The organism is Candidatus Koribacter versatilis Ellin345 (assembly GCF_000014005.1).
In the GTDB taxonomy this organism is placed as follows: Bacteria; Acidobacteriota; Terriglobia; order Terriglobales; family Acidobacteriaceae; genus Korobacter; species Korobacter versatilis_A.
Genome location: NC_008009.1, coordinates 4013491 through 4037529, shown reverse-complemented (window position 1 = coordinate 4037529; position 24039 = coordinate 4013491). Strand labels below are relative to the sequence as shown.

Here is a 24039-nt window from a genome sequence, read left to right as displayed (position 1 = left end):
GCCTCTTTGAGAACGGGACCGCCTGACTTCTTAGGCAGCGACCAGATAGTGCTGCGTCGCGTTGATCACCGTCGCCTGGAACGGTTCGGCTGCGCCAACTTTCAGCACCGCCTGCTCGTCGCTCGTAATGTGCCAATCGCCTTCGTCGTTGTTGCTCGAAAGCTGAGCGGCTGTGTACGCGGCGTTCGGGAACTTCATGTTCAGCTGTGCCGATGCGCCGCTATTCGTGTTGATCTGCACTTCACGGAGCGTGTCCGCCAAAAAGATGTTGAACACATCGTCCGCCGCCGTCGCGCCCACCACTAGGTCCAGCGTCGCGCTCGGTGTGCCCGTGAACTTGTTGAAGGTGGCGTACATCTGTCCGCCAGGCGCACGATGGATCACAATGCCGCTCGCGATCTTGATCGACCAGCTCTTCACGCGCTCTTTGATCGAGGCCGCGGCACCCGTCGCGCCAACAAGAATGTCGGTATCAGAACCGAGCAGGTACGTCGGCGTCGCCGCCGCCGGCAACGCTCCCATGCTGCCTGCTATCAAGCGCCCGCTGCCGGCCATCGAGAACTGAGCCATCAGAGGGCCGGTGGGGCCACCGCTGATCGTCAGATCGATCACGCTCACGTCCGGCAGCTTGTAGTGCACGTCTGCGGTGTCTTCGAAGTACACCGTCGTAACCGGCGCGATCGCGGTCGCGTTCTCGAAGGTGAAGGCGTGGGTGTAAGGGCCTGCGCCCGTATCCACCACATGGCCCATCACCAAGCCGAGAAAGAATGCGGCGAGGTAATCAGTCAGCTCGATCGAGCCGCTGAATGCCGACGCCAGTTCGATGATCTGCCGTTCTGTTGGGAAGCGATGCCCTTTGCCGGCCTTCGTCGCATTCGTGCGCGGTGTCTTCGTAATCTGCACGAACATGCCTGGGTCGAAGCTCGGCCGGTGAAGGAGCGCTCCATCGCCGAGCGCGGTGCCATACGTCGTTTGCTTGTTGGCCGAGAGGACCATCTCGCGTACTGCTAAAAGTTGTTGTGCCTCGTAGGGCATCGCTTGCCTCCGTCAGTCTCTACTTCTGTTTTTCGTCCTGCACAGCATCCGTCGGCGCATCCACCACCTCGAATAACGGCTCGCCGTCGTATTTCTCTTTACTCAGCACAACGTTCCAGTCATAGGCGCGCGTTACCTTCTGCGCCTCGCCGGCCTTGAACGCGAAGTGGTAGCTTCCACCTGCCAGCCGTAACTCATGCGGGCCAGCCAGTTCCTCACCCTTCGCCGTCAACCGCACGTACACGTAATCGTCACGCTTCATCGTTCACCTCAATACACGATCGGGTAGATCTGCACCCCGAGCGTCGCTTCCACGTAATGCACCAGCACGCCGCAGATCACACCCGTCACCGCCTGGCGCACCTGTACTGGTCCAGTCCAATACACGGCGCCGCCGAGCTTGCGGTCATGGCGAAATGCTTCGCGTACGTCCTCGATCTTGTCCTGGAACTCCTCGTCCGTTGCGTTCGCATCCACCAACCCGAAGTAGCCGCGCATCACGATCAGGTGCGTGTCCTTATCGTTGTGCACTTTGTTCTCGATCGAACTGGTGCTTTCGCGCGTCAGCGCCCATGCGCGGATCCGCGGCGGGCTCACTGTCGTGTCCAGGTAAGCGGCCTTGAACGAAGCTTCGTCGCGGATCATCTTCAACCGCGGGTAGACCTTGCCGGTGTCCGGCACGCTCTCGATCTTCGCGGCGATCGTCTTCAGCAAGTCGCTCAGCTTCACGCTTTGCCTCCGTGGCCGGAAGCCATCAATGCTTCGGCGAGTTCGAGCTCCACAATCGCCTGCGCTACCGACTCCAGTTCTTCGCCGGCGCGGTTGAACATGTGGTGTCCCGCGGTGCCGCGCTTGGCAATGTTCTTCGCCACCGCGAATGCGATCGACAACGCTTCCTTCTCGCTCGACGGGTTGAAGCGGCGCTTCACCCACAACAGCAGCGCACCCGGAGGTGGAAAGTGCGGACGGGCTCCTTCTTCCACTGCTGGCGCGTAGATGTCTGCCGGAGGACCAGCGAACACCAGAGCCGAGATCATGCGCTCCGCGCCGCCCTCCATCTTCCAGCTCACATGGTTGGCCAGGTCGCCGCTCGCTACGGGCGCGATGTTCTGCACTAGCCCAACGCCGCGCACCGCGAGCTTCTCCACGCCGTTGCGCACACCGGTCACGATTGCTGCCTGTACTTCGGCAGTCGCTTCCTGGTAGCCGGTGATGTTGAATTGCAGCTTCACCGTGTCCGCCTCCCATGAATGAAGCGGTCCACGCCTGGGCCCATGATGTTGTTGAAGTCGCCGATCGCGAGTGCCGCGCCGCTGCTCTCCGTGCCGCTTGCGTCTGCTTCCACACCAACGTGCGCGAAGTACTGCGTGCGGAACTGCTTCGCTTGCGCCAGCGCCTCCTGGCTCTTCGTGCGATAGTTCACAGAATCCGATTGCAGCGAAGAGTCGGTCAGTTGGATGTACCCGGATGCGATCGCCACCATGCAAAGCGCGGCCGCGTAATCGCATACGGCGTCGAGGTCCGCACCAGGCAACGTGCTCGCGTCGGCGAGATGGCGCGACGTCCACTCGAACCGCGCCTGCTCATCTTCGGATGGCGTCACCAGCATCATGCGAACTACCAGCCCTGTCGGAGTGCGATAGAGCCGCCAGTCCTGGTCATCGATATAGACCGGAGGCAGTTCTCCCATCGGATACTCGATCGTGCGGATCACCGAGAAGCCGTCTTCGAATTGCTCGGCGTTGGGTCCAGTGGGAAGTGGAAGATCACTCGTGCCGGCGCCGGCGACGTCCGACACGATAATTCGCGGACGGTCTTTCGAGTAGCGATCGGCAATCGCCTGGCGGATGAAGCCGTCTACGGCATCACCCGGCAGCCGTCCCGCCGCATCCTGGATGCGGTTGGCCACGCCGGTTTGCAAATCGCTGAAAGCCATCGTCCGCCTCTTCTCCCTCTAAACTTCCGAACAGCAATGCAGGTACACCGTGCCGTACGTCGGCACCGTGGTTCCCGGTACCGCCGTGACGTCGGCGCGAACGTAATCGCCGGCGGCCACGGAAACGCCGCTCGGTTCGCCCACCGGGTTCTTCACGGCTTTGCGAGCACGCTTCGTCGCCGAAGCGCTCGCGATCGAGATCACAGACGGAAGAATGGTTGTGCCGTTCTTCTTAACGTCCACCGTTGTCGCGCCGGCGCCGGTACCGGTCGTGCAGAGAAACAACTCAGTTTCGAGAATGCGGCTTTGCTTCTGGAACTCGTAGCCGGCCACTTCGTTGGCGACAGCCAGTGCCGCCGCGATCGGCAAGGCCACCGTGAAATATCGAACGCCTTCCATAATCGAAATCTCCTTGATTTCCGCCAGGGCCAGCCTGACAATTGCGTTACAGATACACCTTTTTGCTTCTTCGCTTACAGGCCAGGCTCCCCTCTCACGGAGCCTGGCCTTTTCATCTCAGTGCGACTACGCGACGACCGCCTTGAAGATCGGGCGGAAGTCCACCGGTTTGCCACCGAACACGCTCTTGACCTTGTATTGAATCTGGTCGTTGGAGAACGTGACGCCGACAGTGGGCTGGTTCGCGAGGAAGATCTGCGGCGTCTCGATGCCATCGAGGAACCCGACCTCCAGCACCGGCGCGTAGCTCGGGAAGCAGCCGGCGTACCAATCGTTCGTGTCCGTCAACAGCTCGTTCACGAAGATCCGCTCATTGTTGGCACCGAACCGCTGGTACCAGTTGTTGGTGCCCGTGTCGTTGCGGTTGATCTGCATCGCCGTTGCCTTCAGCGCGGGCGGCACCATCAACCACTCCAGCGGGAAGCCGAGAGGGTTGTTGGAGTCCTTCTCGGTTTGCGTCATCAGCGCGAGTTCCGCAGCATCGAGCGAAGCCGAGCTGAGTGCCGCCGATCCGAGGTTGCCATGCGTCGCGTGGAACCACGCCACACCGTCCGGATCGTAATTGCCATTTGCGGTGAGGAAGGCCGTGATGTAGGCCTTCAAAGTGTGCGTCCGGCGCGCGCCAGGCGCGTGGGGAATGCTGCGATCTTTCCGAGATCGTCATTGCGGATCGTCTCTTCGGAGATCGTCAGGATTCCACCCTTCTTCAGCACCGAGTAGCTGATCTTTTCGTCCGTGGGCTTGGTCAGTTCCGTGTAAGGTCCGGCTTCCGCGACCGTCGGCAAATCACCGAGGTAGCCCAACCGCACGCGGTCCTGCGATTTGAAGTCGTTGATGTTCGCCTTGGTGATGATCTGGTCCAGGCCGCTCATGCCGACTTCGGCATAGTCCTGTTCCAACTTCTTCGTCATCGAGTTCAGCAGGATGTTCGGGAAATCGCCGGTGGCGATCGCTTCGCTCGCGCGATAGAAGCCGCCGTCGGCGAACTTCAGCTCACGGTCGCCCGTGATCGTCACGTAGGCGTCACGGATGCCCCGGAAGGGAGCGACACCACTCTTCTCCGCTTCCTTCACGCGGAGCAGGCGGTCCATCGCCAGTTGCACCTTCTCCACGCTGTCTGCACCACCAAGCACAATCGCCGAGCCGGTGGGCCGGCCGATCGTGGAGTACGCCGCGAAAGCTGCGCGCGTCGCCGTGATCTCGGTGTCCACCTGTGCCTCGGTCAGCTCGCGCTCGGCCAGGTGTGTGCGCACCAGGTCTTCGGCGGGCTTCGGCAGCTTCGCGTCCTTCAGCTTGCGCTCCACCAGGTTGCCCGACTGGATCTTCTTGGCTTCGGCCAGTGCGGTCTTCGCCAGCTCGATCACTTCGCTGTTGGCAGCGGTTGCGGAAGCGGGCTCAATCGTCAGAGCCGCTTCGGTTACTTTCATCAGGAAGTCCTGGTGCTTGTCTTCCGACAGGCCATTGAACTCCACCGTCAGCTGGTCGGCGCTCGCCGCGTTGTGCTTGCGCATCGCCGCCAGTAACTTCAAGATGCGATCCTTCATCGCTTCTCCTTTTTGTCGGCCAGCGGCTCGCGCCCTGCCGTTTTGTACACTCTTCACTGCATCGCGCTGCATGCGCGAGATCTCCGCGCGGACATCGGCCGAAGCCGCCACGCGAAGTTCATTCAAAAATCGCCCGCCTGCCGCAGGCTCAGCCACCAGGTCAACCCGCGCCAGTTTGCCCAGGCGCGTGGCGTAGAGCACGTCTTCGCCGTCGATCTTCTTCGGCTGGAATCCGAAGTAGCCGAGTACGCTCACGCCGAAGAGATCGAGCTTGTTCGCCGATCGTGCTGCCGCGAGCTTCGCCTGCAGGTCCTTCTCGCTTTCGAGCAAGTGAACTTCTGCAAGTGCGGCCTTCCCGTTGCCGTCCAGGTGGCCGTTCTCAAGCCAGCCGGCGACGAGCTCGGGCTGGTTGCCTTCGTTCTCATTGCCCACTGGGTGCCGACGTCCGAAGCGCGCGCCATTCACCGCCTGTGCGACCTGCGCGACAACTTCTTCCGGGAAGAACTGGCGCAACGGCTTGCCGCCATATTGCACGGTTCCGTTGGCGAAGCCAGCGCGCATCACTTCCACCGGAAATACATTCGAGTTCGGATCCGCGCCTGCCACCGCGGCGAGAAAGGTCGCGGCTTCCGCAACGGGCACATACGCCGTCTCCACTTCCTGCGGATCGCTGAAGGTGATCGCGTCGTCATCGGCGCCCACGGTGTACGAGATCTGGTAAAGGTCGCCGTCCGGGCCGCGCGCAATCAGGTAGTCGGGGAACGTCTCCACCAGCATGTACTGCCGGTTGCCGTTGTCGTCGCGCCCGAAGACGTTCAGCAAAGCTTCCATCAGTTCCTGAACCAGCTGTTCAAACGACATCGTGTGTTCTCTCCGAACTGAGCGGCTCTGGTGGTCACCGGAACCCGGCCGCTCAGCTCACATCGCCGGTGCGCTACTGCCTAGGCCGTCTTCGCTTCCGGTTCTTTTTCGTCCGCCTTTTCTTTCGACTTCCCGCGGCCCTTACCCTCGCCGGTCGCCGGCACTTCGAAGCGATGTTTCTTGCCATCGATCGTCACCAGGTGCAGATATTCCTTCTGCGTTTTCTCATCGATGCGCGTGCCGCGCACCAGCACCAGGTGATCGGCGATCTTCTGTGCTTCCTCGTAGCTCTCCGGCGCGTCCACGCGCAGCATGCGGTTGGCTTCGCGCAATGCCGCGCTCTGCTGTGCCGGCAGGTCCTCGGGGAAATCGATCTGCGCTTGTTTGAAGGCGCTCGCATAAGCGGAGCGCCACTTCTTCTGTTCCTCTTTGGGCAGAAGGGCGGGTGCAGCGGGAATGTTGAGTTCAGCCATCTTCTACTTCTCCTCCTGTTACGCTGCGCGCGTAACCGAAACTGAAATTCCAAGATCTTCGAGAACGCCCTTGTGCTGCGCCGTCGGTGCCAACGCGTCCGCCGCGAAGTACGGCCGCGAAATGCAGTGGCAGTTGATCGTGTTCCACGCCGAGCCATTCGGGTCACGCGGGAACATCAGGTCTTCGCCCGCAACTTTGTAGGGCTCGGTCACGTCCGTCACCTGGCCGCTCGCGAGCTGATGCAAAATGCGCGGCTGCTTCGCGGCCGGAATCCACAACCATTGTTTCTGCAAATCCGGATGCCGCTCGAGCAGGTCTTCCATGCGTCCCTGCGTCGCCAGGCTCTGCACGCGCAGGATCTCGTTCATCGCGATCGACTCTGCGCGCGCGCCAAAGGAACCGAAGAGTCCGTCGAATTTCCCGCCGCTAAGCGCGTTGCCGATCTGCGCGATGATGTCCGTCAACGACTGCCCGCCGAGGAATGCCCGCTGGATCGCCGCGTTGATGTTCGCGGCCGCCGTCTTCGACAAAGCTCCGATCAGGTCCGCGGTGTAGCCCTGCGCGATCGCCAACGTGCTCGGGTCGATTTGCCCCAGCGACATCGAACCAAACGCGGCGCTCACCGGCGCATCCACAATCTGCACGCCCATCTGCGCAGCCTTTGCCTCAAAGGTGTCTACCGTCTGCGTCGCCTTGCTGCGGAATTCGTCCAGCACGCGGTCGATCGACTGCTTCAACGCCTGCAGCTGCGCCGCGGTGTAGCGCTCGGGATCGAGCGTGGAGATCTGCGCGATGATGCGGCCACGGGCCTCCTGTAGCAGGTCCACGATCTGTCGCTGCACCATCGGCTCCATCGCCTTCACCTGGCGCATCAGCTCCGCGAGCTTGGCCGCGAATTCCTGTCCCGGCGTCATTGCACAACTCCCGATGCAGCCTTCTTCGCATCCGTGTTGCCCAGGTTGTTCAGTGCATCGGCCAGGTTCTTCTGGTCATTCAGCGAGTTTTGCGCGGTTGCATCGCGTTGCCGTTTTTCTTTTTGCGCCGCCGCGAATTCATCCTGTGAATCCACTTGCACGCCGATCTGCGAGAGCACAACGTGGAACGAGCGCGCGGCCGTCTCTTCCGTGATCCAGCCTTCATCTTTTGCCGCTGCCAGCGAACCGGTCACCGCCTGCATCGTGGTTCCGGCTTTCTGCAAATCTTTGATCAGCAGGTCCGGCACCTGCAGGTCGAAGTCGAGATCGGCCTTGGCGCTGAGCACACCATGCGCTACCGCCTGGTGCAGCACGAACTGGACGACCTGGCGAATGAGCCGCTTGATTTCGTTCTGGCGATCGGTGAGCTTTTTCCCTGTGGGGCCTTCCATCACTTCGCCGGTCGAGCGGTTCACGTCTGTGGGATCCGCGAACATAAACGGCGGAAGTCCGATGCCGCCTAGTCCGTAGGTCTTCACCATCTGCGCGCCGGCCGAGAAGTCCTGGCCTTTCATGTCCGGCGTCTTGGCCTCGATCTTCACCGCTTCGTTGTGCGTGAGCACGCCGCCCTGGCGCGGCGGGGCCTTCGTCAGGTCGCGGTTGAACTCCTTCACCCGCTTGTCGTCGGCGCCGCTCAGCGTCACGTCCCAAACCCACATGTTCAGGAAGCGCGCGCGATCCGCGAAGTCGAAGATCATCTGGTCCAGCACATCGAGCCAGTCCGCCAGGCAGAACAGGTCGCTCAATCCGCGGCTCGCGGCCTTCGATTTGTTGACTGCGAAGAAGAAGCAATCGCCCACCAGCTGGCCGAAGGTTTCCGAGTTGGGATCCTCATCGGTGTGGACGATCTGCAGGCGCTGTGGTTGCAGCTCGCCGATCTTCTTCTTCAACCGCACGAATGCCGGCACCGTGATGGTCGTTTCACCAAAGGCCGTCATCATCGGCTGATACTCAATTGCGTCGATCTCGATCGGGTCGATCCAGCCCATGCGAACGAACCCGTCGACGGGATTCACCGCCACCGGTAAACAGATTTCGCCGAACGCCGAGATGTCGTTGGAGTAGTCGCGCAGCGATCGCTCGAAATCGTTAATCGGGTCTTTCCAGAAGCGATCGATGATCTCCTGCACCGCGGGGTCTTTCGCCACCACGTTGAAGCCTTCACCCACCACGTAGCTGGTGATGATCTCGACAATGCGCTTACCCATCGGCGTTGTCACCGACAGGTAGAAGCACACCTGCTGCATCCGCTCGTGCATGAGCGGGTTCAGATCGCGACGCGTGTTCGGCGACGTGATCCGCTGGAACGCGACATTCTCCGGATCGCCAAGCTGGAACAATTGCGGGCCCAGCGCCTCGGCCGCTTTCTTTTCTTCGGCGGTGTTGGCCTTGGCTTGCGCCACCAGCGCCGCGCGGGCTTCGGTTAGGTCAAGAGGAAAGAGTTTCACCAGACCCTCCGATCCCGATTGCGCGCGCCCATCATGTAATCGCCACGCTCACGCCGCGCGCCGGCTGCAACCAGGTCTTCATCCACACCGTTGCGCGCGCGGTTGAGAGAGGTATCGGTGTCGATCGAGGCCAGCGCGGGCGAGGATCCGCCTTCAGCGGCCGACAAACAGAGTGCGAAAGCCCAGAATTCGTCGGCGTGGCCAGCCTCAGTGCGATCGGCGTCGAAGCGGAAATGTCCGGTCGGCGAGGTGTAGCGCTTTACTGCGTTGATCGCCCGGCGAATCGACGGCGACTCCGGGATCCGCGCCTGACGATCTTCAAGCTTGCGCTTTGCGAGTCCAGCCATCGTTTCTTTGTTGGCGATGTTGAACTCGACCTTCTCGACTTTCGCGGCGCCGAACTTGCGCTCTAGATCCTCACCGATCTGCGCGCCGATGCCCGTCGAATCGATGCAACCGCGACGCACATACGGCATCCACGCGGCGGCCTGCTCAAATTGCTTCGCGAACGGCGTGCGTTCGAGCGTCTCGACGGCACGCGTGATCATGACATCGCCAAGCTTCTCGTCGATCCAGATCACGGTGCGATCTTTCTTGCGGCCGATATCCATGCCCAGGTAAAGCTCGCGGCCGGCGAGGTCCTCCGGGCGCGCATCGAGCGAAGCCATCTGGCTCTCAGCCGCGATGATCAATTCCATCGGGATGTAGTTCTGCGCGTCGGCAAGGAATACGCAGCAGTATTCCTGCTGCCAGGTGTCGTCGTCGTAGCACGCCTGGCGCATAACCTCGACGTCGATCGGGCAGCCTTCCTTCACCGCCGTGTAGATGTCGAGCCAGTGCACCGACCAGACACCCTTCGTCCAATGCGTGCGCTCGGAGCCGCCATCGGCGGGAACGCCGGCAGCTTTTGCGATCTCCCAAAATTTGCCCGCCTGTTCGTTCGGCGTGGAGATCACTTCGAGCTGATAGCCGCGCGATGCGATCGCGATCGCAGCCTTGTAAATTTTCTTCGCGTCGCGATGGAAGCCGAACTCGTCCAGGACAACATCACCGTGGTAGCCGCGAACGGTATCCGGGTTCGCCGGAAGACCGATGATCCGCGCGCCATTGTGCAGAAACGTGATCTGCTGGGCCTTGTCGTCGGTACCGGGAAACGCGATCTCGGCGAAGTCGAACGCTTCCCCAACGGCCTTCGCATGAGTTTTGCAATATTCGATCGACTCGCGCGACTGGCGGTCAGATGCGGAGATCCAGATCGTGTCGCCTCGGGTCTTTATGCGGCGGCGAACGTGGCGCAGCGAGGTTCCGAAGCTCAGGCCGGTTTGGCGACCCTTCACAATGAGCTTGAAACGTCCCTCGTCGAGGATCCAGCGCACCTGATAGGGATAAAGCTTTACCAGGGCCTTGCTTGCCGTCCTCTCGATCTCACGCTGCTGTGATGCCATACATCTCGTCCAATCTCGCCTGCAGGTCCTCTGACGTGAGCTGCTTTTTTTGCACTTCGTCCTTCAAACCTCGGATCTTCGTCGCAACCAGGGATAGCCGTTCGCGTTCGAGTCCGACTTTTTCCTTGCCCAGCTCAATCCGTTTGAACTTCGCCACCAGGTGTCCGAACTCCACAAGCGCATCGAGAAAGTTCGCCTGGTCTTTCGGCCCTGCGGTCTTCATCAGCGAGAAGACCTGGTCGCGGATCGCGTTCATCACCGCTTCATCGAGCCCGCTGAATTCGCGATCACGAAACGCACTCGCGAACTCACGCGCTTTTTCCGTTTCGGCCAGGTTCTCCTGGCGCACTTGGTCAATGCGGATGTCGTACCAGCGCTGCAAATTCGAATGCGGCAACCGCAGATCAGGAAAAAGCTCGATCACGTCCGCCTTCACCGTGCTCCACTCGTCCCACTTCGGCGAGTCCTCCTCGATCTGTTTCCACGTCCGGAAGTTCGCGCGCTCGTCCTGTATCCGCTTCAACATCTCTGCCGAAAGCTGATCGATCTTCAGCGGTTGGCGTACGCGCGGCTTCTCTCCGGTCTTACGTCGAGCGGCCATCAGAGGATTCTCACCGCCGGATCTTCTTTCACCAGTCCCTCGACAAGATCGCAACCCTCAGGTGTGATCTGAATCTTGGTGATCGAGATCTCATTCGTGTACTTATTGCGAGTCTCTTCGAACGTTAGGTATTCGCGATCGCGCAACTGCTGCAGCATGGTGATGACGTCATTCAAGCTCGCCATGTGGCCGAAGTCCTGCATCATTCCCCACAGGGCGACGCCGTCCATCCGGCTCTGCTGATGGCGATGGCCGTTGTAGACGTATTCGAGAATCGCTCCTCGCCAGCGCCGCATTAACGCGATGTCGGTAACACTCACGCGCTCGCTCCTTTTGCCTCAGCCTGACTCGGTCGCATCGCGTCGAGCCGCTCCAAAATCTTTTCCTGCTGTGCACCGATGTAATTCAATTGCCGGCGCCGTTCTTCACTCTCGCGATCGTCTTTCGCCGCGATCTGCGTCACCGCGTCTGCTAATGCCTGCTGCGCCCGCGCTGCTTCGGCCTGCACGCGCATACTTTCCCTGGCGCGAATGTCAGCCTGCACCACGCCCACGATCGCAATCAGTGAGAGCGGGCCCCATCCAAGCACTGTCTTCACCACGTCGGCAGCAAGCTTCGGATCCACGGTGATGAACTTGATCGCGAACCACGCGATCGTCATTCCGATACCGCCGCCGCACGCCAGCGCTGCCTTCATCAGCGCTCCGCGGTAATCGACCTGGAGAGCCGGCGCCTGCATCAGCCTCTCGCCTCCGGCGCCGAAGCCTCGGGAAGCGATGCCCCCGCCATACTCAACATCGGAGTCGTTGCTGCCTCAGCTCCGATCGCGAGCACATCGCCGGCGAGCGCAGCTTTCTCTTCAGTCGTGAGCGGCCTCTTCTCGATCGCCGCCTTCACCAGCTCCAGGGTGTCCACGATCTCGCGGCGATGGCGCTCGGCTTTTGCTCCCAAACCGATCAACCCGAAACCGGCAATTACCATCCCGGCGGCAGTGTCAGCGTCTCCGGTTTGGGTCAGGAAGCTGGCCACCCCGAGGAGCATCAAAAGTCCACCCGCCAGATACGTCTTTTTGCCCTGCAAAACACCCATCTGACCCTCGAAACCCGAAATCCTGCCTTTTCAACCTGCTGCGACCGGTAAAACTCCTCGGTTTAAATGCCCGAGTGCGCGCGCACCCGGCTTTCTGGCGCGTCGATCCGAAAATCTGGGGCCTTTCCCCATCCCCGTCTCCGGCGACGCCAAACCGGGAACTCGCCTAAACCGGTTTTTGCCCCGCCAGGAACTTCTCGATCCGGTCCCTGGTCTCGGCGTCTTTCGTCGCCGCAAAATCGAGCAGCTGCTGGTCGGTTAACTGCCCCTGCGCCTTTAGCTCGGCGATCAACTTCGTCGCCGTCACCAAACCTTCCATCGCCAGCTCGACAATCTGATCGGTTTCCATACGTCCCTCCGTCGCCTAAACGGCGAATGACAAAAATGGGCGCGGTTGCATCCGGTAGTCATAGCCCGACCCGGCCCGCGCCCTCGCTTGGTTGTGTCTCGCTAAACTCTTCGCCTCGGCCACCCACGCGTCGCGCAGTCCCGGCTGCGGACACATCTGATACGCACCGGCCTGCTGCAAATTCGGAACCAGCGCTTCCAGGATCGCGATCGACGCCTGGATGCCGCCGACGATCGCCGCCAGCTTCGCTTTGGCATCTGGGTTCTTGATCTTCAACACGCCACCGGAATTCAGGCGCTCGATCGAACCGGTCATCGCCGCCAGCCAATTCATCAGGACAACGCGGTTGCTCACGTTGATCGCCGTGAATGCCTTCAACTGCGACACGTATTCGTCGTTGACCTTCGTCGCGTCGTCGATCTCGCCGAGGACCGCCCCGGCTTCTTCGAACGTGATCAGCTTGGCGTTCGCGAGATCTTCCGTTTCCTGCTCCGCGGCCGAGAGCCCGGATGCAATACCGGCGGCGGCGCGAGTGGCCTTGTGATATTCGCTTTCGTTGCAGGCAGCGAGAATCAGCGTCAGGAACCCGAGGATCAGTACCGGGACAATGGCGAAGATGAACTGGAACAAGCGCGAAGCGCGAGATCTGTGCGAAGCACTCATGCGGCCTCCTTGGCGTCGAAGCGGGTGAGGTTGTGATCGCGGATGAGCGTGGTCAGCTTCCGCGCATACTTGGGATCTTCCGAATAGCCGCAGCGTTGAAGTTGCGCGGCGAAAACCAGCGGGTCATTGGCAAAGCGCATCGCAGGCTGGTAGCGATCGGCGGTGGAGAGCAGCTCGCCGTGGCGGTTGAATGCTTCCTGCATTGAGCCGAACTTCGCATAGCGCTTGCGGGTTTTGTCGCCCGCCGCTTTCTCGATCGCATCCGGGGAGAATTCGCAATACTCCTCGCCGGCGCGCGCCTTGATGCCGAAAAAATTGTTGTAGCGTGTCGCGAGCTGATGCTCACCCCATCCCGACTCCAGGATTGCCTGCGCAATCACCACGCTCGCCGGCACGCCGAATTTTGCCTGCTCGGCACCCGCGGCTTCACCAAACTTTTCGAGCATGTCGAGTTGGGATTGAGTCGTCATTCGGTTGTTTGAACCCGGCCGTCCCGATGAGCGGTGAAGGACGGCCGAGTTAGCTCTGGCGATTCTCCGCAGACTTCCTTTCGTCGAAAGTTGGGTTGTGCCGATGTGTGGACTCTAGGCTGTATCCATGCGGGTACGCGTCCGCTTTGTCCGGTTTGTCTGGTTTTCTTTTGAGCACAAGAAAACCGCCCGGAGGGCGGTGCGTTTTAGGAGCGGAGCAAATTTGGCTTTCGGGGAGCTCAGTCGCGCAAAAGGAACGCGCGTCTCCATCGGACTTGCTTAGTAGCAGAACCCCATTTTGTGAATTCGAATTCCATCAGCCTTCGGACGATACCGTTGTGAGCCTCATTCAGGCTATCTGATAGAGACGTTGTTCCTTGAATCGCCTTTTTGGAGCGCATCTGATCGAACCACTCAGTAACTTTGTCTTGAAGGGCAAGGAACCGATCGCCGATTTCGTCAGCGAATCCATCGTCGAAGACCCTAAGACGATCGACGAGCCGACGCCTTGCCGTAATGAGTGTGTGCGTGAAGTCCTCGATCGCCTTACGACTGACCTCGTCGAAAACCGCGGTTTGAGCGCTTAGTTTAGCTTGCTGACACCGGGTGGCTGCAACATCGAGAACCGCATCTATTTCTAAGAAAAACGATTCGAGGGCGGGAACCTGAGGATCGATTACTACCTTATGAAACCAAGATGCCTGGCGCTCGGAAACCTTCTGTTGCGCATTTCTTTCGAAAATGAAGTACGTCAAGCGCCATAAAATCCAGGCCTGTAGCGCTCCAACGAAGATCTGAACGATCGAAACCCAAGGCTGCATCCAAGCGAACCTCGACAGTGCAGCCGCTGCTTGCAAGGACTGAGCAACGGCGATGAAGGCGGAGCGGATCACGCGGTCTTGGATTCGGGAATCGCCATGCCCTCTTTCAACGCTTCATCTGCATACCGATTCAAAATCCGCAGGAGCGGCGCTGGCGCGAGGAACGAGTAGTGCTCGAAGAATCCGTGCTTCCCCAACGTGCGGACGCTGTCACCAAATAACCCGAGGAAGAAGGACATGTTCACACTGAAAGTGTCCGCTGGTATGACGATCTGGACAACCTCGATCTGGGAATCGAGTTGTTCAAGTTTCATCTGCCGACGAACGAACTCGCCCCGCACACGACCAGAGTAGGTCTTGGTCTCGGGAAGGCGATACTCGATGAGGTCAATTACGTTCTGATGAGCCATTGCTTTGAATCCGCGATTCCAGGTATCTGGAATCCATCACAAATCGCATACTGATGATCGTGCCTGGGAACCCGTGTTTCAAGTGACGAACGTACCGTGGGTCTGGAGGTTTTTCCAAATCGTTCGATGTATTGAAGGCAATCATTTGCAAACCGTTGGAGTCGGCGCGCAATTTGTAGCTTCCGTCGAAGAGTATATACGTGTGCCCTGAAACGACGCACATTTTTTTGGGTACATCGGATAGCTCGGAAAAGGCGCGTATGAGTTCAATCGTCCCATTTCCGCGCGTCTTCCCCTTTTCGTCGGTTCGATATCGACTGACACCTTGCTGGAGAGCTGCCAGAGTCCAGAGATCTTCCTCTGTCCAACTGTCGGAAAACTGCCTGGAATGACGATGCTCATTTGCCAAGGCTGAGATCCTCTCCTTCACATAGGTAGATGCTCCTCTCGAAACCAAGGACTCATAAATGGAGCGGCCAAAATTAAAGAGGACCATCTGACATTCCTCGGGTTCAGGCATGCCTTGTTGTTCAACGATGCCCGGCTGCGAGAACGCGACGGCATACCAGCGCCCGCTGTGTTCTTCGGCATTGCCGATTACCTCCGTGATTATGCTGCTCAAGTCGGAACGACCTTCGAAGGTGAGCATGAAGGACTGATGTTGGAGCACGCGCTCAACATACGTGACCAATGCTAGTGCAGCACGGTCCCGCTCAGAACTGTATTTGAGGTTGTGTCCGTTGCCATTGACGCGGTCACAGCGTTCGATGCGACTCTCGACTTCTGGAGCCAGCTTCATTTCGGGATGTCCGAACTGGCGTAACGTTCCGATCGCTCGCAGCATTACGTTCGTCCGAGCGTCGCGGGGAAAGTCTCCACCTATTCCAATTCCGTTCGGTCGCCTAGCCAATTCCTCGGCAACGAGGACATCCACAATCGCCTGCGCATCCATTCCCAAGTTCTTGCACCCTGAGTGATCGAAGTGAACAGACCTGTACATCTTGGCGGAAAGCTGGCTTCGGAATCGCGATATGAAAGCGAGGTTCGATTCGGGATCATCGAGGATCGAGAAGCTCGGAGGAATAACAACGCGTAACTGAGGCACCAGATTCTTCCGCCGCCGTAAGCGTCGTTGAAGAGAGACACGCCGGTTGCGAATCCTTCCTCGTTTGAACCGTTTTGTGCGTCGCAGCAGGTCTTGAAGGGGGCCCCGGCGCAAAGTTTTCTCCAACCCGTAGGGATGTAAAACGCCCTCACCTCAATTGTAGTGCACCTCGGCTCATGGCGATCTACGCGGCTGCGCGGAGCCTGAAATTCGAAATGATTAGCTCTCGGCCGAGCTTCGTATCTCCCGCAGAGATCGTATAGGGCACGCGCGCCTAGAGTTCTCAAGGCTACTTGGCCGAGTGGAAGGTGTTTGATGTACGGACGGAAGCTCTGACTTCACCACAAGTACAACCACCAATGCTTCGTTGACGTAGCCAAACTACCTCCCTACCATCGCTCGCTGAAGTATCACAAGGAGGCTTGATGCAATTTCGACACTTCGTTTTCGCTAACATCGTCGCCATCTGTGTCTCGTGCTGCGCAATGACAGCTCAAACGACGATCAGACCTACAACGAACAATGGGGATTTCACCTCTGGAACTCTGGCTTACGATGCCAACCTGACGACAGACTCATATGCCAGTGGCACGGAGCTTGCGGGCGATGCCGACAATACCCACCACTGGAACGGATTTGCCAGCGGGCCGCCGTCACCCTCCAGCCTGACTTTGTATGTCCGAAACCAGTTCTATGGAAGCGGCTCAGGCAGGCTGGGGCGCATGTTCTGGTGCACAACGACCTGTACTGGTGCCGACATACACACGTTCTTCAACGTCCTGGGAGCCGATAGCACGCTCCAAACAGGTTCGACCTCTCTTCCAACCACTTTGGATCTGACCACTCTGAAGGTCTATGCGCTCACCTCGTGCGTTGGAGGCAGCAACTGCACATTAACGCTACAAGTTTACGAGATATGGGTAGTAGCTAATTAGCAAATGGGGCTGGGGGCCGGCCCGCCCTCTGCCCCGTTGGCTTTTCGCCCCGGCTACGCAACGCTCTTCAGCCTGAAATTCGAAATGATCAACTCGCGACCGATCTTCGCCTCTCCCGCAGCGATCGTGTAAGGCACGCGCGCTTCCTGTATTTCCAACCCATCGGTCAGCGATCGCACCAGCGGTGAGTCGTCGTAGCTCAGTATGAACTTGCCGCGGATCTTCCGCAGGCGCGACACCAGGTCGCGGTGGCGCGCCTCTGCCATCTCGCCGTAACGGGCGATCTTCGAGAATGAAGTGTAGGGCGGGTCGCAGTAGAACAGTGTGTCTGTTGAGTCGTAGCGATCGATGCATTCCAGGAAGTCGCGGTTCTCGATCAATACGTCCACCAGGCGATCCGCTGTGCGGTGGATGAGGTCGCGCACCAGGCGCAGCGATCGCTTCACCGGATGCTTGGCTTTCCGCAACTCTGATATCCGCAGCGAGGCGAAGTGTTCGCCCTTGCCGCCGAAGGACCACCACGCGAGGTAGATGAAGCGCAGCGCCTGGTCAATCTCGCTCGCGCCGTCCGCCGCCGATCGCAATGCCTTGAAGCGCTGGGACGCGATGACTTCGTGTTCGAACCGTTCGGCCAGCTCGGCCGCGCGATGGCGCGCGACGCGGAAGAAATTCACCACGTCACTGTTGATGTCGTTAAGTATCTCCCAGGGCGAAGGCTCTTTTGCGAACAGCAATTTCGCCGATCCCGAGAAGACTTCGACGTAAGCTTCGTGCGCCGGCATCATCTGCAGCAGGCGCTTCTTCAGGTGCTTCTTACCTCCGGGCCACGCGAATGGAGAGTTCATGCTCAATCGTCGCGTGCCCGTCAACCGCAGCAGTGGAAAAACCCATCTACTGAATTAATCTGACGATCGAGCCTTTGTGGATGATCTTCTCTGTGGTGGCGGCGTTGAACGAGAACACGAGGTTTTTCGATGTGCTCAAATCCTCGCTCGTCGTTGTGTTAATCGTCGAGCCGATCGCGGTTCCTCCGACGAATGGCTGCTCGATGATCACCCACTGAGCGTTTTGGACGCCGGCGTTGTTGCAGAACTTCATGATTAGCCGGATCTGCGAGTTCGTCGTTGAGTTGGAGGAGCTCGTGCTCACCGAGGAACTGCCATACGTGAACTTGTAGGCCACGGACGCCGATGATGAGACCGAGTGGTACAGGTAGACATCTGCCTGGACGCACTTGCCCGCCGGAATTGCCGGCATCGCCACGGTCCACACCGTTTGGTCGGACGCGTTGCCAATCTGCTCGGCGATCGGCCCGGTCTGGTAAATAAGCGAGCTCTGCGTGACCGGCAGCGGCGTCCACGCTCCAGTTCCTCCGTCCGGGTAGGAGCCCGCGGCCGGGGTTCCGGTCGCAATCTGTGTCGTTGCCGCCGTTCCGCTTATATCGGTGAAGGCCGGCTGCGCTTTCGAGATCACGCCGGTTGCCGATACCGCGGTGAGGTAGTTGTGCGACGCGCCAGTGTCGGGTACGACGGCCGTGGAATTCGCGTCAGGAACATACAGCGTGCGCGCCGCGGTGAAGCTCGGAAGGTTGAAGTGGAAGTTGTTGGTCGCCGCACCCCCAAAGTAAGCGTTACCAAAAGGCAGCGCAGCAGTCCCCACGCTGCCGCCACCCGCCGCCGATGGAGCGACGGTGCCGCCGAGCAGCAGGTTGCATCCGATGTTCCTTGCCGGCGTGCTGTTGTCGTACCACTCGAAACAAACATTCACCGCTGCGGATGGCCGGCTCCAGTTCGTGGAAGGGTTTTCGTCTTGGAACCACATCCGTGCGCTCGATGTTGAACGAATGAAACTCGTATAGCTCGTGCTTGAGTGGTGAATTCCACGTTGTACGCTGGCCCCGCCCGTAACGCCGCCGACCGCGCCAATCCACTCGTCGGCGATGTTCGGGCCAACCGTGGTGTAGAAGCGCAGGCCGTCGAGCGTGATGCCCTGCAGAAGGCTGGCGCCGTCAACATAGAGCTGAGACCAGGCCGTGGAGATCGACCCTGCCGGCGATGCGCTCCCGGTACTGCAGCCGATTGAGATTGTGAAATGGGTGTTATCAGGAACCGACGCGACCAGCGCATTCACATTGTAGTCACTGGGGCCGGTGGATCCGGTGATCGCAACCGGGTCTCCGACAGACATCGTGTGAGAGGTGGAGGTCTGCCCGGTGAGAACACTGGAGGCGCACGCCAGTGAGGTTAGGGACCAGCTGGTTTGCGTGCGGCTGCTTTGGTTTCCCTCAAGACGGACGCCGTCGATTTTTCCAGACTGGACGCTGGTGTTAGCGTCGCCGGCCAGCTTAATGCCCTCCTGCGCGTTGTACTCGACATCGCCGCCGCGGATATTGAAGTCCTGCAGCTGCGTCGCGTATATGCCGATCTGGTTAGAGCTGGCACGGTCACCGTTCATGTCGATGTTCGTGTTGATCTGGTTGGTGCCGACGCCGTCGAACCAGTAGCCGTACTTGTTATGGCTCGACCAGATGGAATTGAGCTGCATGATTTCGCACGCGACGCAATGTATGCCCGCGCCATTCGGGAAGTTCGTAACCAGCACATTTTGGAACACGCCATTCGCTGACTTCACCGATGCAGTCGTATTGCCGGCAAGAATCGCGTCCGCGCCGGCGATCGCGCCGCCCGTCGTCGTGATCGTTCCACTGCAACTCGAAGCCGCGCCGCTCGCGGGGAGGCTAAGGTTCCATGAGCTTGGCACGCCTGTATAGCTCTGTCCGAAGGTAAGGATCGTCAGGTTGCCGCTTATCACGCCGCTCGCCACGGCCACCGTGGCCGTTCCGCCGCTGCCGCCTCCGCCTGTCGTTGTCGCGAGGCATTTTCCTGTGCCGGTCGCGGTTCCTCCGGACGAGTAGGCAAACGTATCGCGGATGCCACTACTCGATCCGGTTCCGTCAATCGCGATGTCTCTGACGAAGAACTTGTTGGTGGTCACACCGACTGAGGCCGGGTTAATACCGAGCGCGTGGCCTCCTCCGGTGTAGTGCAACACCGCGCCGGTTCCCGGCGTGCCATCACCAAACGGAACCACGCCGGCGAAACCGAAGCTGCTCCCCATGTCGCATCCGCTGGTGCGGTAGTGACCAGGACCGAAAAGAAGTGTGCGGCCAGTGTTATCGCAAAGGGAGTCAAAACCGATGAACGGAAAGAGCAAACTTCCAGTGCCGCTGGTGGACGCCATGTAAACACTCGATCCGCCGTTGATGACGGAGGCGTTCACCGCTCCCGTGATCGTCGCTGCTCCTGCTACGTTAATACCGCTGCCGTCACCGGTAAGGCTCGCAATGTTTCCGGCTCCAGGCGGCCCGATGATTGACGTGCACGATCCCGGCCACGCGCCCGACGCCTTGGGGCCGTAGAGACACGACGCCGTTGTGTTCAGGAAGAAGTCGTTGTCGTTGCCATCACCCGACGATGGCGCCGCGGTGCCATGCAGCAGCATGTGGCCCGCAAGATATGGGGAGACGACCGTGACTGCGACCGGCGTCAGCGTGCTCAGGTCCTGGGTCGAGGGCGAGGTCGCAATGTGATATACCGCGCTCCAGAGAGTGGCCTGGTCCTTGGTGATCGAGACCTGGTAATTCGAGTTGCCGAGCGTGTCGCAGGTAATCGTTGGGTTCGGCCAGATCAGCGTCGTGAAGTTTCCGCTGCCATCCGGTGCGATCGACTTCGAAGAATCGCCGATGATCGCAACGCCCGAGACGCGCGGCAAGTTGGGCGCGCACTGGATGAGATCGACCTTCACCCGGATACGGCTGCTCGGTACTTCGCCGGTCATCTGCTGGATGTTGCCGTTGAGCGTGATCTTCGATTGCGCCATCAGTGCGACGGCCGAGAACAGCAGGAATGAGAGGGCGAATATGCGACGCAGCATGCGCTGAATGTGCAGCACGCGCAGTGTTTATTGCGTCCAGTTTGTCCGGATTGTCGTTTTTTATTTCTCGCCAGCGGACGCGGCGCGTTGCTTCTCGATCTGCTGCCACTCGCGCATCTTCTCGTAATCCAAAATCCTGCGCTTGAACTCCTGGCCAAGGTCACTGAGCCCGCGCCACGTTGTACCGTCGCGGCCGTTATGCTTCCAGTCCTCGGCGACGAGCCCGGCGTCGACGAGGCCTTGCATGTTCATCATCAATAACGAGCGAACAGAATGGCCAACGTGTTTCAGCATGTTTGGAACGAGGATCTCACTGTTGCTCCCATAACCATCGAACCTCATCACCACGAGCAGCGTTTGCATCTGTGCGGCGCTGAGCTTATTTACGATCTGCATCAGCTGATGCTCCAGCAGCGCATCTCCATCCGCGTGGCTCAGCGTGTTCGCTGCCATAAATAGGGCACAAAAAGCCTCGAAGCGCGTTGTGTCGGGTTGCCCATCAACGAAGTTGAAGAATTCATACCAGGAGCGAACTCCAGCCGCTGTTTCCGAGTGGTTCTCGGGGATCTTGCCCGAGTCGATCATCTCCTGCACGCGGTCCATGATCGAGTTCAGGAAGGAGTCGGCGATCCCGCCCTGAAACACGCGATAGGTTTGCAGCGCGATCCCCTTCGCCCCATCCTTCAATAGGGTGGCACCGATTGCAGCTCTCTCTTCCGCGTTCATCGTCCGGAGCGAACGAACAATTTGTGGTACAGAGGTAAACCTCGTCGCCTTGACTATCTCTCCGCCCATCAAGCTCCTCCTTCGGACTGTGCCTTCACGCGGATCGGCAGCACGTTCTTCACCTCGCGCGGCTTCGACTCCCGCGCCGCGAGCGCCGTCAGCAGGTTGTAGAGGAACCAGCCGCAGTCATCAAAGGCGGCGCAGCGTAGGATCTTCGGCTTACCAGTGGCTGAGATACCGACGCCGTCGCTGAACGGTTCGAAGCGAAGCGCCTTTTTGTGCTCGATCGCAAAGCTCTTCGACGTGCCTCCGAAGTAAAGCCTCTTCGTGGTGATGAGAATGTCACCGTAATCAATTTCCTTCAATACCTGCACTGAAACCGACTGCGATTGGCCGCGCCCCATGTGGTAGTAAATGCCATGCCCGATCGGAAGCGATAGGCCGCCATAGACTGAATTCGAGACGCGCTGCGCGCGCTCTTCCAGCAGGTAGATGTTGGCCATCCCGAAGACGGCGACCTCGTCATCCTTGGTGTTGAAGTTCACCGGGCCGCGATATGGGTCGATCTGATCGTGATATACGGTCCACAATAGAAAGCTGAGGATCGCCGCGCGGCCGCCCGCCGTTGACTGCACCGCATCCGCGCTCATCTTGGATTCGTTGTAAAAGTGTTCAAGCGCCGAATATTGATCCGGGGAGAGCGGCGATTCCATTGCGATCACGCGAACGACTCGGTTCCACACTTCGGTGAAAAGCTGCCATTTCTCAGTTGACGTCAAACGCCCCTTCTCAGCGATCTCGTCAAGCCCGGAACCAGCTTCGGCTATCGTCTTGCCGGAGGTCAGCGCCGTTTCGATCGAGAGCGGGAAATTCCTCATCGCCTCGCTATGATCGAGCGCGCACTCCTCGTGTTCGTGCTTGAAGAGGCCAGCCTTCTTCCCGCAAAACCTGCAGCTTGCCATCACTCCCCCCTCGCGGTGGCTCTAGAACGAACTCTTGAGCTTCTCCTTCTGGGCGTTTTTCTTATCCTCCAGAAACTTCCAATATGCTGCGGTGCTCACTGTGACGTATCCCTCGTCAACCTGGGACCCGATCGATTCGAAGTCGATCACAACGTTAGCCCCAAACCATTCATTTGAAATTTTCGTGTAGGCGACGTTCATCCGCGTTCGAACTTCCTCTTGCTTTGTGGAGTGAGGTTTCCCGAATTTTCCCTCCAGGGCCTCTTCCATCGTGGCCGCGTTATTCTCGGGAAAATGCGCTGTGATGCTCGCCACCTTGCCATCAACCTCATGGACATACACGTCAAAGAAGTTGTCGACGTGATTCACCTTGAAAAAATCCGCGACCGGTTCGTAGCAGATTTCGCGCGTCTTGTAGGCTGCATAAAACTTGTGGTTGCCAATGTAGTCCGTCGGGCATTCGCTAACAGCTGCGGATAGGGGCTCTCCGAATTTGATACCGAGAAAGCTCGAAGGCTCCTGTGCCCACCCTGCATGCGCTTTTAACGAGTCTAGTGCCGCGTGAGCCGCTGGATCGGGACCTTGTTGGCAGAGCAGCGTTCCCATCAGCGCTAGGCAAAAAAATCCTAAGAGAACGGACTTCATTTTTACCCTCCTCATTTTCTCGCCGGCGGCGGTTGGCCGATCCAGAACAGGACCCTCCCGATAATGCGCCAGCCCTCTTCTTTAGGGTCGAGCACAATCGGATTATGGCGCGGGCTTGTGTGCTGTGGCACGAGAAGAAACCGAGCCCGACCCGCCTGGCGAAGCCACTTGATCGTGCATCCCGATTCAGGATCGCTGACAGCAACCATGCTCTCTACGAGCTTTCGAGGATCTCGTTCTGAGGTGTCGACTGCGACGATGTATCCGTCGTCAACGATCGGTGCCATCGAATCGCCACGAACGCGCATGCACCTGGTTGATGTGGGGTGCGGCACCATCTCGCGTGGGAACAAGAGGTATTTTTGGATGTCCTTCTCGTTTATCAGACGCGGCTGGCCTGCCGCCGCCTTATCCGTCAACAGTGGGATCGCGACGCCCTCCACCGGGCCGTCTCCGTTCTCTCTCACGTAGGTCGTCTCCCGCCCGGACAGGTCATCACGGAAATCGCGCGCAAGCCTTTTGACGGCTTCCGGATCGAGCCCGGCCCTTTCATAGAGCTCGTTTGCGAGAGGAGTGTCGAAACCGAGAAAGTACATCGACGTCCAAGCCCCTCGCGAGGGGCCGCGAGTGGATGCACCCTTTTGTTCCCATCGGGATACGGACGCCTGGGTCACTCCCAACGCATCGGCGAACTGCGATTGGTTCATCTTTAAATAAGCGCGAAGCCGCAAGACGACATCGGCATAGTGCCCCATTTGAGACTTTTCCTGTGCAGGCACAAAGAATCCCCTTGACTTCCATTTATGACACTCGTATATACGAGTGTCATGCAACGTCAGAGAGTGACACGCCAACATAGCACGCTTCATCCCAGCCTCGTAAGGGCGAAGCTGTACAAGGGGATTTATGCGCGCGTCGCTCGGGGCCTCGGTGTTTCCACGTCCGTCGTGCGCCGGGTTGGGCAGGGCATTAATAAGTCGGAGCGCATAACTCTGGCCCTGATGTCCGAGTGCCGGAAGATCGAGCTTGCGATCGAGAAGATCAGCCGGGAGCGCGCTGCATGAATTCATCACGCGGCGAGTCTCTCCCGGAGAGCACTCATCTTTCTACGGAAAATCGACACAAAGTTTTTTCAGTAGACCATCAGCCAAGCC

At 59.3% G+C, this 24039-nt stretch carries 28 protein-coding genes; all 28 read right to left on the bottom strand.

The genetic code is table 11. From position 1 onward, the window contains the following. Positions 1 to 30 precede the first annotated feature (30 nt). Complete coding sequence (locus ACID345_RS17665; protein WP_011524217.1) at positions 31 to 1035, bottom strand: phage tail tube protein; 1005 nt, start codon at positions 1033 to 1035, stop codon at positions 31 to 33. Positions 1036 to 1054: 19 nt separating this feature from the next. Beyond that, on the bottom strand, positions 1055 to 1297 hold the full coding sequence (locus ACID345_RS17660; protein ID WP_011524216.1) for a hypothetical protein: 243 nt from the start codon (positions 1295 to 1297) through the stop codon (positions 1055 to 1057). 8 nt (positions 1298 to 1305) lie between these two features. Continuing rightward, positions 1306 to 1764, bottom strand: a complete 459-nt coding sequence (locus ACID345_RS17655) for a hypothetical protein (protein ID WP_011524215.1) — start codon at positions 1762 to 1764, stop codon at positions 1306 to 1308. Continuing rightward, entirely contained in the window at positions 1761 to 2267 is a 507-nt protein-coding gene (locus ACID345_RS17650) for a hypothetical protein (protein WP_041855840.1), read from the bottom strand. Before ACID345_RS17650 ends, ACID345_RS17655 begins: the two co-directional genes overlap by 4 nt. Further along, entirely contained in the window at positions 2264 to 2971 is a 708-nt protein-coding gene (locus tag ACID345_RS17645) for a hypothetical protein (RefSeq protein WP_011524213.1), read from the bottom strand. Before ACID345_RS17645 ends, ACID345_RS17650 begins: the two co-directional genes overlap by 4 nt. 18 nt (positions 2972 to 2989) lie before the next feature. Continuing rightward, complete coding sequence (locus ACID345_RS17640; RefSeq protein WP_011524212.1) at positions 2990 to 3370, bottom strand: hypothetical protein; 381 nt, start codon at positions 3368 to 3370, stop codon at positions 2990 to 2992. Positions 3371 to 3496: 126 nt separating this feature from the next. Continuing rightward, entirely contained in the window at positions 3497 to 4033 is a 537-nt protein-coding gene (locus tag ACID345_RS17635; RefSeq protein ID WP_011524211.1) for a hypothetical protein, read from the bottom strand. Beyond that, on the bottom strand, positions 4030 to 5835 hold the full coding sequence (locus tag ACID345_RS17630) for a hypothetical protein (RefSeq protein WP_011524210.1): 1806 nt from the start codon (positions 5833 to 5835) through the stop codon (positions 4030 to 4032). The genes ACID345_RS17635 and ACID345_RS17630 overlap by 4 nt, the downstream gene beginning before the upstream one ends. An 80-nt stretch (positions 5836 to 5915) precedes the next feature. Beyond that, positions 5916 to 6308 carry a hypothetical protein gene (locus tag ACID345_RS17625; RefSeq protein ID WP_011524209.1) on the bottom strand — a complete coding sequence of 131 codons (393 nt, stop codon included), beginning with the start codon at positions 6306 to 6308 and terminating at the stop codon, positions 5916 to 5918. An 18-nt stretch (positions 6309 to 6326) separates the two neighbouring features. Then, complete coding sequence (locus ACID345_RS17620; protein WP_011524208.1) at positions 6327 to 7223, bottom strand: hypothetical protein; 897 nt, start codon at positions 7221 to 7223, stop codon at positions 6327 to 6329. Continuing rightward, positions 7220 to 8731, bottom strand: a complete 1512-nt coding sequence (locus ACID345_RS17615) for a hypothetical protein (RefSeq protein ID WP_011524207.1) — start codon at positions 8729 to 8731, stop codon at positions 7220 to 7222. Before ACID345_RS17615 ends, ACID345_RS17620 begins: the two co-directional genes overlap by 4 nt. Next, positions 8728 to 10176, bottom strand: a complete 1449-nt coding sequence (locus tag ACID345_RS17610) for a terminase large subunit domain-containing protein (protein WP_011524206.1) — start codon at positions 10174 to 10176, stop codon at positions 8728 to 8730. The genes ACID345_RS17615 and ACID345_RS17610 overlap by 4 nt, the downstream gene beginning before the upstream one ends. After that, positions 10157 to 10777 (bottom strand): hypothetical protein, encoded by a 621-nt coding sequence (locus ACID345_RS17605; RefSeq protein ID WP_011524205.1) that lies wholly within the window; start codon positions 10775 to 10777, stop codon positions 10157 to 10159. Before ACID345_RS17605 ends, ACID345_RS17610 begins: the two co-directional genes overlap by 20 nt. Further along, a complete protein-coding gene (locus tag ACID345_RS17600) occupies positions 10777 to 11097 on the bottom strand; it encodes a hypothetical protein (RefSeq protein ID WP_011524204.1) in 321 nt (106 codons plus the stop codon). Before ACID345_RS17600 ends, ACID345_RS17605 begins: the two co-directional genes overlap by 1 nt. Beyond that, positions 11094 to 11516: a hypothetical protein gene (locus ACID345_RS17595; RefSeq protein WP_011524203.1), complete on the bottom strand. Its 423-nt coding sequence runs from the start codon at positions 11514 to 11516 to the stop codon at positions 11094 to 11096. The genes ACID345_RS17600 and ACID345_RS17595 overlap by 4 nt, the downstream gene beginning before the upstream one ends. Next, positions 11516 to 11866: a hypothetical protein gene (locus tag ACID345_RS17590; RefSeq protein ID WP_011524202.1), complete on the bottom strand. Its 351-nt coding sequence runs from the start codon at positions 11864 to 11866 to the stop codon at positions 11516 to 11518. The genes ACID345_RS17595 and ACID345_RS17590 overlap by 1 nt, the downstream gene beginning before the upstream one ends. Before the next feature lie 166 nt (positions 11867 to 12032). Continuing rightward, positions 12033 to 12215 carry a hypothetical protein gene (locus tag ACID345_RS17585; protein ID WP_041855839.1) on the bottom strand — a complete coding sequence of 61 codons (183 nt, stop codon included), beginning with the start codon at positions 12213 to 12215 and terminating at the stop codon, positions 12033 to 12035. 15 nt (positions 12216 to 12230) lie between these two features. After that, positions 12231 to 12878, bottom strand: a complete 648-nt coding sequence (locus tag ACID345_RS17580; protein ID WP_011524201.1) for a hypothetical protein — start codon at positions 12876 to 12878, stop codon at positions 12231 to 12233. Next, positions 12875 to 13348: a glycoside hydrolase family 73 protein gene (locus tag ACID345_RS17575; RefSeq protein ID WP_011524200.1), complete on the bottom strand. Its 474-nt coding sequence runs from the start codon at positions 13346 to 13348 to the stop codon at positions 12875 to 12877. The genes ACID345_RS17580 and ACID345_RS17575 overlap by 4 nt, the downstream gene beginning before the upstream one ends. A 239-nt stretch (positions 13349 to 13587) precedes the next feature. After that, positions 13588 to 14241, bottom strand: coding sequence for a hypothetical protein (locus tag ACID345_RS17570; protein WP_011524199.1), 654 nt, complete (start codon positions 14239 to 14241; stop codon positions 13588 to 13590). Next, entirely contained in the window at positions 14238 to 14579 is a 342-nt protein-coding gene (locus tag ACID345_RS17565; protein ID WP_011524198.1) for a hypothetical protein, read from the bottom strand. Before ACID345_RS17565 ends, ACID345_RS17570 begins: the two co-directional genes overlap by 4 nt. Beyond that, a complete protein-coding gene (locus ACID345_RS17560; RefSeq protein WP_041855837.1) occupies positions 14557 to 15684 on the bottom strand; it encodes a hypothetical protein in 1128 nt (375 codons plus the stop codon). Before ACID345_RS17560 ends, ACID345_RS17565 begins: the two co-directional genes overlap by 23 nt. Before the next feature lie 988 nt (positions 15685 to 16672). Continuing rightward, a complete protein-coding gene (locus ACID345_RS17550) occupies positions 16673 to 17464 on the bottom strand; it encodes a DNA adenine methylase (protein ID WP_011524196.1) in 792 nt (263 codons plus the stop codon). A gap of 46 nt (positions 17465 to 17510) precedes the next feature. Continuing rightward, positions 17511 to 20552 (bottom strand): hypothetical protein, encoded by a 3042-nt coding sequence (locus ACID345_RS17545; protein WP_011524195.1) that lies wholly within the window; start codon positions 20550 to 20552, stop codon positions 17511 to 17513. 60 nt (positions 20553 to 20612) lie between these two features. Beyond that, a complete protein-coding gene (locus tag ACID345_RS17540) occupies positions 20613 to 21347 on the bottom strand; it encodes a hypothetical protein (RefSeq protein WP_011524194.1) in 735 nt (244 codons plus the stop codon). Beyond that, positions 21347 to 22240 (bottom strand): hypothetical protein, encoded by an 894-nt coding sequence (locus ACID345_RS17535; RefSeq protein ID WP_011524193.1) that lies wholly within the window; start codon positions 22238 to 22240, stop codon positions 21347 to 21349. The genes ACID345_RS17540 and ACID345_RS17535 overlap by 1 nt, the downstream gene beginning before the upstream one ends. 21 nt (positions 22241 to 22261) lie before the next feature. After that, positions 22262 to 22885, bottom strand: coding sequence for a hypothetical protein (locus ACID345_RS17530; protein ID WP_011524192.1), 624 nt, complete (start codon positions 22883 to 22885; stop codon positions 22262 to 22264). An 11-nt stretch (positions 22886 to 22896) separates the two neighbouring features. Further along, on the bottom strand, positions 22897 to 23754 hold the full coding sequence (locus ACID345_RS17525; RefSeq protein ID WP_228370664.1) for an XRE family transcriptional regulator: 858 nt from the start codon (positions 23752 to 23754) through the stop codon (positions 22897 to 22899). Between the last annotated feature and the right edge of the window lie 285 nt (positions 23755 to 24039).

Coding starts and splice junctions, on each gene's coding strand:
- ACID345_RS17640 (WP_011524212.1), bottom strand. CDS start 3,370: ATGGAAGGCGTTCGATATTTCACGGTGGCCTTGCCGATCGCGGCGGCA.
- ACID345_RS17585 (WP_041855839.1), bottom strand. CDS start 12,215: ATGGAAACCGATCAGATTGTCGAGCTGGCGATGGAAGGTTTGGTGACG.
- ACID345_RS17540 (WP_011524194.1), bottom strand. CDS start 21,347: ATGGGCGGAGAGATAGTCAAGGCGACGAGGTTTACCTCTGTACCACAA.
- ACID345_RS17530 (WP_011524192.1), bottom strand. CDS start 22,885: ATGAAGTCCGTTCTCTTAGGATTTTTTTGCCTAGCGCTGATGGGAACG.
- ACID345_RS17660 (WP_011524216.1), bottom strand. CDS start 1,297: ATGAAGCGTGACGATTACGTGTACGTGCGGTTGACGGCGAAGGGTGAG.
- ACID345_RS17590 (WP_011524202.1), bottom strand. CDS start 11,866: ATGGGTGTTTTGCAGGGCAAAAAGACGTATCTGGCGGGTGGACTTTTG.
- ACID345_RS17535 (WP_011524193.1), bottom strand. CDS start 22,240: ATGGCAAGCTGCAGGTTTTGCGGGAAGAAGGCTGGCCTCTTCAAGCAC.
- ACID345_RS17610 (WP_011524206.1), bottom strand. CDS start 10,176: ATGGCATCACAGCAGCGTGAGATCGAGAGGACGGCAAGCAAGGCCCTG.
- ACID345_RS17565 (WP_011524198.1), bottom strand. CDS start 14,579: ATGGCTCATCAGAACGTAATTGACCTCATCGAGTATCGCCTTCCCGAG.
- ACID345_RS17645 (WP_011524213.1), bottom strand. CDS start 2,971: ATGGCTTTCAGCGATTTGCAAACCGGCGTGGCCAACCGCATCCAGGAT.
- ACID345_RS17575 (WP_011524200.1), bottom strand. CDS start 13,348: ATGACGACTCAATCCCAACTCGACATGCTCGAAAAGTTTGGTGAAGCC.
- ACID345_RS17625 (WP_011524209.1), bottom strand. CDS start 6,308: ATGGCTGAACTCAACATTCCCGCTGCACCCGCCCTTCTGCCCAAAGAG.
- ACID345_RS17525 (WP_228370664.1), bottom strand. CDS start 23,754: ATGAAGCGTGCTATGTTGGCGTGTCACTCTCTGACGTTGCATGACACT.
- ACID345_RS17595 (WP_011524203.1), bottom strand. CDS start 11,516: ATGCAGGCGCCGGCTCTCCAGGTCGATTACCGCGGAGCGCTGATGAAG.
- ACID345_RS17665 (WP_011524217.1), bottom strand. CDS start 1,035: ATGCCCTACGAGGCACAACAACTTTTAGCAGTACGCGAGATGGTCCTC.
- ACID345_RS17550 (WP_011524196.1), bottom strand. CDS start 17,464: ATGAACTCTCCATTCGCGTGGCCCGGAGGTAAGAAGCACCTGAAGAAG.
- ACID345_RS17580 (WP_011524201.1), bottom strand. CDS start 12,878: ATGAGTGCTTCGCACAGATCTCGCGCTTCGCGCTTGTTCCAGTTCATC.
- ACID345_RS17605 (WP_011524205.1), bottom strand. CDS start 10,777: ATGGCCGCTCGACGTAAGACCGGAGAGAAGCCGCGCGTACGCCAACCG.
- ACID345_RS17630 (WP_011524210.1), bottom strand. CDS start 5,835: ATGTCGTTTGAACAGCTGGTTCAGGAACTGATGGAAGCTTTGCTGAAC.
- ACID345_RS17620 (WP_011524208.1), bottom strand. CDS start 7,223: ATGACGCCGGGACAGGAATTCGCGGCCAAGCTCGCGGAGCTGATGCGC.
- ACID345_RS17545 (WP_011524195.1), bottom strand. CDS start 20,552: ATGCTGCGTCGCATATTCGCCCTCTCATTCCTGCTGTTCTCGGCCGTC.